This is a genomic window from Xenorhabdus griffiniae (assembly GCF_001028135.1).
GTDB classification, from domain to species: Bacteria; Pseudomonadota; Gammaproteobacteria; order Enterobacterales; family Enterobacteriaceae; genus Xenorhabdus; species Xenorhabdus bakwenae.
On sequence record NZ_LDNM01000099.1, the window covers coordinates 1 to 2,426 of the forward strand.

General features: G+C 47.7%; 3 protein-coding genes. 1 reads left to right on the top strand and 2 read right to left on the bottom strand.

Annotation, left to right across the window (positions count from 1 at the left end; all coding sequences use genetic code 11):
- Positions 1-187 precede the first annotated feature (187 nt).
- Positions 188-496, top strand: a complete 309-nt coding sequence (locus tag AAY47_RS16205; RefSeq protein ID WP_047771169.1) for a SymE family type I addiction module toxin — start codon at positions 188-190, stop codon at positions 494-496.
- A 50-nt stretch (positions 497-546) separates the two neighbouring features.
- On the opposite strand, the gene AAY47_RS16210 is transcribed toward AAY47_RS16205, so the two are convergent.
- Together AAY47_RS16210 and AAY47_RS20895 are read right to left on the bottom strand one after the other, a co-directional pair.
- Entirely contained in the window at positions 547-978 is a 432-nt protein-coding gene (locus AAY47_RS16210) for a hypothetical protein (RefSeq protein ID WP_047771170.1), read from the bottom strand.
- A partial coding sequence (locus AAY47_RS20895; protein WP_047771171.1) for an RHS repeat-associated core domain-containing protein occupies positions 971-2,426 on the bottom strand: 1,456 nt, incomplete at its 5' end. The genes AAY47_RS20895 and AAY47_RS16210, both read right to left, overlap by 8 nt.

A 2,426-nucleotide genomic window follows, 5' to 3' on the forward strand; every position in this document is an offset into this window, starting at 1 on the left:
CGAGGCGATTAATGAATTTCCCGAAGAAGAAAAAAACGTCATTAGAGAGATGCTGGAAGGGATAGTGATTAAGTATCAGGCGCGTAAGTGGTTGAAGAATTAAGGTAATAGAATGATTTAGCGCGATATCAGCAGGCGGCTACCAGCTGATATCGCTCACCACAAGCAACTAAACAGGAGTTGAATGATGGCTAAGGCGCATTCTAGGCAAAACCGTGCAGTAAATAAAGTGACAAAAACAGAACGTTATTACACCGTGGGATACGTGCCGCAAAATGACAAGGCCAAATCCCCGCCCGCAATCCATCTTAAAGGGCAATGGCTTAAGGCCGCTGGCTTTGATAAAGGCTGTACCTTCACCGTTAAAATTATGGATGGCTGTCTGGTGCTTATTCCTGACAGTGACGAGACCCGCACCATTAAGCAACAGTACCAGCGCCAGCAAGACCAGCTTAGTGAGATTAAGCTGTGGATGCGGGAACTGCTCGGCGCTTAAAAAGAAGAAAGCCGGAAGATCACGGGGATCTTTCCGGCTTTTTCATATTTTTATATCACTTTATCAAATATACTTAACTCGTATTCTTCCTCACTTATGACAATAATCTTCATTGGATTAAGTGATAACACGCTAATATCAAACGTTTTATTTAATGAAAAATGGCTATATAAAAAATCACGCAAATTAACAATAGTGAATGAGATGATTACTAGCCCCTCAAAAAACATATAGTAATTATTACTCTCACCAATATGTATCTCAGATTGCACATATGAATAAACATCTTCCTTATTGATTGGAAGATCTAGCTTGTATTCTGGTTTTTCATTGCCTTTTAAAATACTGTTACATATTTTTCTATGCCATTGAAATTCCTTTCCATTATCTAAAGATATAACTATGTTATTAATCCCTTGAATTTTATCAATATATTTTCTTGCTCTTAATAAAAGCAGTTTCTCTTCAAGTCTACTATTCATAATAAATATGGTGATCGTCAGTTTTTGGGTTATTTATCTTCTGATATCTATCTTGTTTAAAGTCATATGCTCTCGGATTTGCTCCTGTTTTTGCTTGGCCAGCATGAGCATGAGGGTATGGTGCTCTAGGATCATTTGTATGTTCAAGAACAACTTTTTTATGTCCACGAGCATCTACATATTCGTAATAACGACCATGAGAACCCGCATCTTCTGAATATTGATAATTAGTTTGTCCTCTCCGTTTAGGATCATTACCAACAGTCCATTGTCTAACTGGTTGTTGAGAACGTGGTACTCCTGCTAAATCTTTAGCTTGATTTAAGGCTTGCCGCCTATTCGGTTTAGGTTTTCCACAGTCTTCACCTGCTAATCCCAAAGGATCAACAAAATTGACCGGATTATCCACATAGCTGTATGGATTCAGACCACCCATCAGCCCGATGGGGTCCGGCGTCAGATAGCAACTGGCCACCGGCGAGTAATACCGGAACCGATTGTAGACCAGTCCGCTCTCCTCATCCAGCCACTGGCCGGCGAACTTTAACCCCGGATCCAGTGCCGCATTTTCACCCGGCACACTCAGACGCCGCCCGTACAGACTCTGCGGCGGCTGGCGCCAGACCCGGTGCCCCGCGGCATCAAACAACGCCAGCGGCTCGCCCGTTGGCGCACACACCGCATACTGCGTCTGAATTTTCCCGGCGATCAGTTCACTGCGGTTTTCCGGGTTCGGGGTGAAGAACTGTACCTGCTGCGCCAGCAACTGCCAGCCCTCAAACACCAGATGACGGATGCAGTGCAGCCGGTTGTGCCGGTATTCCCGGATTTCCGCCGGCACGTCGCCATCCCACAGGTAGGTTGTGCGCTCGCCCGACCGTTCACACACTTTTTCGGTGCGCCGCCCGAAGGCATCGTAGCGATAATCCCACTGCTGCCCGTCCGGGGTCAGCACGCCGACAAGCTGGTTCTGGCTGTTCCAGCGGAATTTGGTGAGCTGCGGGCGGTAACCGTCCTGCCAGAGCTGCATGGCGGTCATCCGCCCGGCATCATCATACTCAAATAAATGCTGGCCGAGCTGCCGTAACCGGTGGCCTTGCTGGTAGAGCCGTTCGCCGTCTATCTCATTGAGACCGTCAAAACGACGCGATGGGTAGCCGGAGGTATCATATTGATAATGCTCCCGCAACCGCTCGCCGTCACTGACTGACGTCACCTGCCCGTTGCCGTTCACCACATAACGCAGCCACTGCCGCTCATCGTTTGCGGCCACCAGATTGAGTGCCGCATCGTAGCGATATTCCCGATCCAGTCCCGCCAGTGTCGGCTGAGGGATATCGGCCACTTCATGGGCTTCAAAAAACTCAGTGTTACGCCCGGCACGCTGAGCGGTCAGTTGCCCCATCAGGGAGTGTTCCTGCCGCAGAATAAAACCTTTATCCGACTGA